Raw genomic sequence first — 5500 nt, 5'->3', positions numbered from 1 at the left:
TGGTAATATAGATCCCAAACGGAGCCTGTGCGCGGAACCATAAACTACAAACGTCGTACTCTTTTAACTGCATAAAAAGAGCCAATGCAGGGCCCATCCAACAATCAGTTGCAATCGCCCCCATGAGACATTGAAATATTCAGCCTCAATTCAGAGTCGCTTCAATTTCGTGCAAGTGCGGTTGAACTCAGCGTTAGCTGCCAGAGTTCACCGCTGATTCAGTGGCTGACAGTTGAGTCTGTCACTCAAACAGAGTCGAGAGATAATCCAGGGGCGCATAGAACTTTTTCCACTGAGCCCAGCCGGTCTCTGAAAGGCCTTGTTCCAGTGGATAGCCATAAACGGCATAGTTTGAAAGACTATTGAAAGCAGCGAAACTCAACGCAGGCACCAGAGTGACACCGGCTTTGATCAACGGGTTGTTTGAAGTTATCTTCGAACTGCCCAACATAAGCAAGGCTCCGACTCCACCCGGGACTAAGGCTGAGGCTGCGGCTGCGCCTGCGACCAAGGCACTGACTCCGGCTCCGGCTCCGGCTCCGGCTCCGGCTCCGGCTCCGACTCCGGCTCCGGCTAAAGCTCCGGCTAAAGCTGCGGCTCCGGCTCCGGCTCCCGCTACGGCTCCCGCTCCGGCTGTGGCTATGGCTCCGGCTGAGGCTCCGGCTATGATTCCGATTACGGCTCTGGCTTCGCTTCCGGCTTCGATTCCTGCCTGTGTCTGTCCACACACATCAATTGTTGACACTGAAATAATTCCCGATAGAGTACCCACAATCGCCGCGCTGACAGCAGAAGCAAGTGTCGCTCTTGCTGGCCTGAAGCCCTTATGGATCAGAGCCTCATAGGCAACAACCCCCGCAATAACCCCATTAATCAAAGACAACATTGCGTATTCCCCAGCCGCATAGCATTTAGCTGTGATATCCCTTATGCTCATTTTTCTAAGAATTAACGCCGAAATAGCGCTGACTCCAGTTCTTGATAACGCTTCGGACGCAAAGTAGGTCAGGACTGCGACAGGTATGTGCTCCCTCGTTTTCGAACTAGCGCCATAAGCTGCCATTCCTGCACCGGCAAAATACAGGGGTTTCCACCAGCGCTGTTCCAGGGGCCAGGGAGACACATGCCCGGCCAGCGCCACTTCGGCGGTGGTCATCACGGGAGCCAGCTGCAAACAGAAATCCGTTTTCAGCTGCTCCAGCTCCTTTGTATCCGATACAGCCAGATCATATGTGCCTGAAAGCCCGGAAACTATTCCCGCTGTTTTACAGACACCCCACCATATACCCAGATTGAGCAAGGTAGACAAAGAGACTCCAGAGATGCTTCCCGTTAACTCAAGACCATTTGCCACCAGTGCGGTGTCATTAAGAGGCTCAAGAAAATCAAAATCATTTTGTGAGGGTGGGCAGGCCTGTGCCATCGAATAAAGCAAACACAAAAGTAACGGACACAGGTTGAATAACTTATTCATGGTGATTCCCCAGATACAGATACAGTGACTGAACTGGAAATATAGATTCTAAACGAAGCTATGAGTGACAATATCCTTAACTACAAAGTGCGTTGCAAATAAAGTGCGGTGCAAATGAGGCAGCCATCAAATGTTTCCAATAGACTATGCCTTCGGCATAGCCACAAGAGCAGCCGATAGCTGCCAGAGTTCACCGCTGTTCCAGTGGCTGACAGTTGAGTCTGTCAGTTAAACAACGTTGAGAGATAATTCAGGGGCGCATAGAACTTTTTCCACTGAGTCCAGCCAGTCTCTGAAAAGCTTTGTTCCAGTGGATAGCCATAAACAGCGTGGCTTGAAAGACCATTGACAACAGCGAAAGTCAACGCAGGCACCAGAGTGACACCGGCTTTGATAAACGGGTTGTTTGAGCTTATCTTCGAACTGCCCAACATAAGCAAGGCTCCAACTCCGCCTAGGGCTGGGGCTAAGAGTGCGACTCCGGCCAGGGCTGCAACTCCGGCTCCAAGTCCGACTTCGTTCAGGATTCCGACTCCGACTCCGGCTCCGAGTCCGGCTCCGGCTATGGCTCCGGATACAACTCCGGATAAAGCTCCGGATAAAGCCCCGATTCCGTTTAAAACTCCAATTCCGGTTACCGCTCCGAATCCGGCTACAGTGCCGATTACGGTTACAGCACCGATTCCGGTTAATGCCCCGCTTGCGGTTACAGCTTCGACACCGGCCTTTATTTGTCGGTCCTCGTCAATTATTAACTCAGAAATAATGCCCAAGAGGGTACCCACAATCGCTGCGCTGACAGCAGAAGCAAAAATCACTTTTGCTGGTCTGAAGCCTTTATGAGTCATGACTTCATAGGCGATATCCCCTGCCATAAGCCCATTACTCAAAGACAATATTGTGTATCCACCAGCTGCATACCATTCAGTTGAAATGTCTCTTATGCTCATTTTTCTTAGCATGAATGCCGAAATAGCGCTGGCTCCGGTTCTTGATACCGCTTCGGAAGCAAGGTAAGTCAAGACCGCGACAGGGATGCGCTCCCTCGTTTTCGTATTAGTGGTATAAGCTGCCATTACTGCACCGGCAAAATACAAGGGTTTCCACCAATGCTGTTCCAGGGGCCAGGGAGACACGTGCCCGGCCAGCGCCACTTCGGCGGTGGTTATCACGGGAGCCAGCTGCAAACAGAAATCCGTTTTCCACTTATCCGGCTCCTTTGCATCCGACGCAGCCAGATCATAGGTGATTGAAAGCCCGGAAACTATTCCTGCTGTTTTACAGACACCCCACCATATACCAAGATTCAACAGGGTAGACAAAGAGACGCCGGCAATGCTTTTCGTGAACTCAAGCCCATTTGCTACCAGTGCGGTGTCATTAATAGGCTCAAGAAAATCAAAATCACTCTGTGAGGGAGAGCTGGCCTGTACCATCGAATGAAAAAAACACAAAAGCAACAGCAATAGATTGAATGACTTTTTCATGGTCATTTCCCAGTTACAGTTAATGAACAGGAAATATAGACCCTCAATGAAGCTAAAATGACGAAATCCTTAACTAACGTATGTTCGACGCTCAGAAAGCCACAGCCAGACCCTCAGTTAGTACTGAAATATCAATATGAGGCTTTCCGGGTTCTCGGTGACAGGCTATTAGGCCTACTATCAAATTGACAGCAAAGTTGTACAGTGATCGGTGCCGGGTGTACTCTGTCCCAGAGATATTTCTCAGATGATCATTGACACTCTCTATGACTGTTCTTTTTCGTAACATCTCTTTATCAAAGGCTTTCACCCCATAAGTTCATGCCCATGCCGGGCGTACCCAAGAAAATCCACTGAATTTCCTATCGAGAACTACTGATTTAAAAGGCTTATGCGACACATAAATTAATGAGCACACTCTGTATTCATATACTAAGATAATGCCTCCAACCTTGGACAAAAAGTTAGAGGAATAATAATGGTAAATCGTACAATTAAATCCCTTTTATTAATGTTAAGCTCATTGATGGCTTGTTTTTCTGCTGCCGCAAACTCATGGAATGAGGTTAGCCTTGATGATAAAACAGAATTTAATAATAGATGTGAATACAGGATAAAGTCACAAGCATATGGAGGTGGTCAATCAGTTTTAAAAAGTCATGATGTTAATCCAGCAATCGTCAGCTTTTACATAGGCGGGATTCATAACTTGGGATACATTGAAGCAACAGATAAGCACAAGCTTTGCACAGATGCACTTGAAGCACCATCCTATGTAGATGCGGATGGCAATCCTTGTAATTCTTTCTCCGAATTATGCCGTCAAGAATGCTTAGTACTTGACTCAGTAATTTCAATTGAAGAGCTTTGTCAATAATTATCACATCGTAGTAAGCAGCCGAAAAAAGCATATGAGCCTTAACTTCGTCAAGGGCAGATAACTGCACCCCGGCAAGAGAATCCAGTTCGAGTGCTCGCCCACATACTGGAAACGCTTTTCAATACACTGAACTCTTTGTCGAAATTGGTCGCCAGAGTGCCACATCAGACGGTTTCCGGGACTTCGCTGCTCACCAGCTGCGCCCCTTCGGCGCGCAGCTGAAGCAGGTCTGTTTGCAGTGAGAGAATCATACTACTGAGTTAGCTCAAGTCTTCGCTGAATAGAGTGGAGCATACGTGGAATATAAAGAGCTACTATTGGGGTTATTATAATGATTACCACTGAGAAGACGGAAGTTGCTAAACTGAGCAATTGTATTGAAACACTTGTTGGATAAATTCTTTTTGGATCATTACCACAAACAAGTAACTTACGATAATTATCAGTTTGAACTTCAGTGAAAGAAATCTCTTCTATTGCACGATCCAGGTCGTCGAAATCTAAATGAGATTTATATAAGTATATTTTCCTTAGAGACCACGTATCATCCGATTTACCGAAAAGCATATTCCTTTTTATAAATACAAATGTGACTCTATCGTTGCTTTGTTTTGTTACATTTCCATGGGCAATAAAAACATCTCCCTTAGATTGGATATCAGTGATATAAATCGGCTTATCTGTGATTTCACTAACAAAAAACGACATTGGTAACAGTTTTCTTATAACACTTGTATCTTTAAAATTATCGATAAAAAGTGAAAGCTCTTCACCGGAAATATCATAATTACCATTGCGTTTTTCTAAAAGATTCTCAAGAGAGTCATAATCAGAAGAAACGTCTAACAAGCTTTCATTTCTTGCATAACGAATCATTCTTATATTATTAAACAACACATTATTTTCATATCTGTTAACTTCACCAGCGATTGTAAATCCATTTCTGTGCTCTTTGATAAATAGAGAAGAATGACAAACAGATGAAAGCGAATTGCAAACAAATAATGCAATTACTAACATATTTGAAGATAAACTTTTCATGGTTACATACGTCACTCAACGTTTCATAGAGTAGTGGTTAAAATTAGCAAAAGCCACGGGGATTGCACATAAGAAAAAAACAGAGGACTGCACCTGCGTTGAGCCTACAGAAAAACCTCTGATAAGTCTGAATATCAGGGCTTTTGGAACAGTTGGTTCCTGGCACCTTTGAATACACGTTGGATTATCAGGTCCATCATGAAATCAATACTACGATCTTTCATGATCACTACTAAAATAACGACGGCGGGCGTGCGGCTTATGACCCTGCCATGTTCTCGAAGGCGTTTCTGTTGGCATATTCCCGCGGCCTCACTTCCGGTCGCCGGATTACCGGATTCTGTCAGGCAAACGCGGTACTCATGGCACCGTCTGCTGACAGTCAATCATACTATATGACCATTGCTGATTTTATCAGCTGGTCACACGGGCCTCTCAGTCTTCTGATTTTGCAGACTCTGTGAGTCTGTTGGCTGCTGCAACACACCAAATGTTGACATCCTCTCGCCCCTGAAGGAGCGAGATTCCCGTTAGTCACCTAACAGGCTTCCTGTTTCAACACGCCTTCCCTAGATGGTTGCTTACGCAGCCATCCCCGTTCCAGTCGCTCCACAGGCT

At 46.0% G+C, this 5500-nt stretch carries 5 protein-coding genes and 1 pseudogene; 2 read left to right on the top strand and 4 right to left on the bottom strand.

Translation table 11 applies throughout. The features are described from left to right. Window positions 1-241: 241 nt before the first annotated feature. The 3 genes from KBW69_RS23085 to KBW69_RS24035 form a co-directional block, all read right to left on the bottom strand. A complete protein-coding gene (locus tag KBW69_RS23085; protein WP_257282471.1) occupies window positions 242-1474 on the bottom strand; it encodes a hypothetical protein in 1233 nt (410 codons plus the stop codon). A gap of 224 nt (window positions 1475-1698) precedes the next feature. Next, window positions 1699-2961, bottom strand: coding sequence for a hypothetical protein (locus tag KBW69_RS23550; RefSeq protein ID WP_306674615.1), 1263 nt, complete (start codon window positions 2959-2961; stop codon window positions 1699-1701). A gap of 91 nt (window positions 2962-3052) precedes the next feature. After that, window positions 3053-3271 (bottom strand): transposase, encoded by a 219-nt coding sequence (locus tag KBW69_RS24035; protein WP_373690741.1) that lies wholly within the window; start codon window positions 3269-3271, stop codon window positions 3053-3055. A gap of 168 nt (window positions 3272-3439) precedes the next feature. Between KBW69_RS24035 and KBW69_RS23070 the strand changes: the two genes are divergently transcribed. Next, entirely contained in the window at window positions 3440-3838 is a 399-nt protein-coding gene (locus KBW69_RS23070) for a hypothetical protein (protein WP_257253332.1), read from the top strand. Between the two features lie 255 nt (window positions 3839-4093). Here KBW69_RS23070 and KBW69_RS23065 read toward each other — a convergent pair whose 3' ends face one another. Then, on the bottom strand, window positions 4094-4882 hold the full coding sequence (locus tag KBW69_RS23065; RefSeq protein WP_257282469.1) for a hypothetical protein: 789 nt from the start codon (window positions 4880-4882) through the stop codon (window positions 4094-4096). Window positions 4883-5142: 260 nt separating this feature from the next. Between KBW69_RS23065 and KBW69_RS23060 the strand changes: the two are divergent. Then, window positions 5143-5346: pseudogene (locus KBW69_RS23060) on the top strand (hypothetical protein); the annotation flags it as partial. Window positions 5347-5500 lie beyond the last annotated feature (154 nt).

This window comes from Endozoicomonas sp. ISHI1 (assembly GCF_024606225.1).
In the GTDB taxonomy this organism is placed as follows: Bacteria; Pseudomonadota; Gammaproteobacteria; order Pseudomonadales; family Endozoicomonadaceae; genus Endozoicomonas_A.
Note: the sequence above shows the minus strand (reverse complement) of the source record. Positions and strands in the feature narration are given on the sequence as shown.

Bases quoted from the DNA above. Each gene is read 5' to 3' on its own strand.
- KBW69_RS23550 (WP_306674615.1), bottom strand. From the start codon at position 2,961: ATGAAAAAGTCATTCAATCTATTGCTGTTGCTTTTGTGTTTTTTTCAT.
- KBW69_RS23085 (WP_257282471.1), bottom strand. From the start codon at position 1,474: ATGAATAAGTTATTCAACCTGTGTCCGTTACTTTTGTGTTTGCTTTAT.
- KBW69_RS23065 (WP_257282469.1), bottom strand. From the start codon at position 4,882: ATGAAAAGTTTATCTTCAAATATGTTAGTAATTGCATTATTTGTTTGC.
- KBW69_RS23070 (WP_257253332.1), top strand. From the start codon at position 3,440: ATGGTAAATCGTACAATTAAATCCCTTTTATTAATGTTAAGCTCATTG.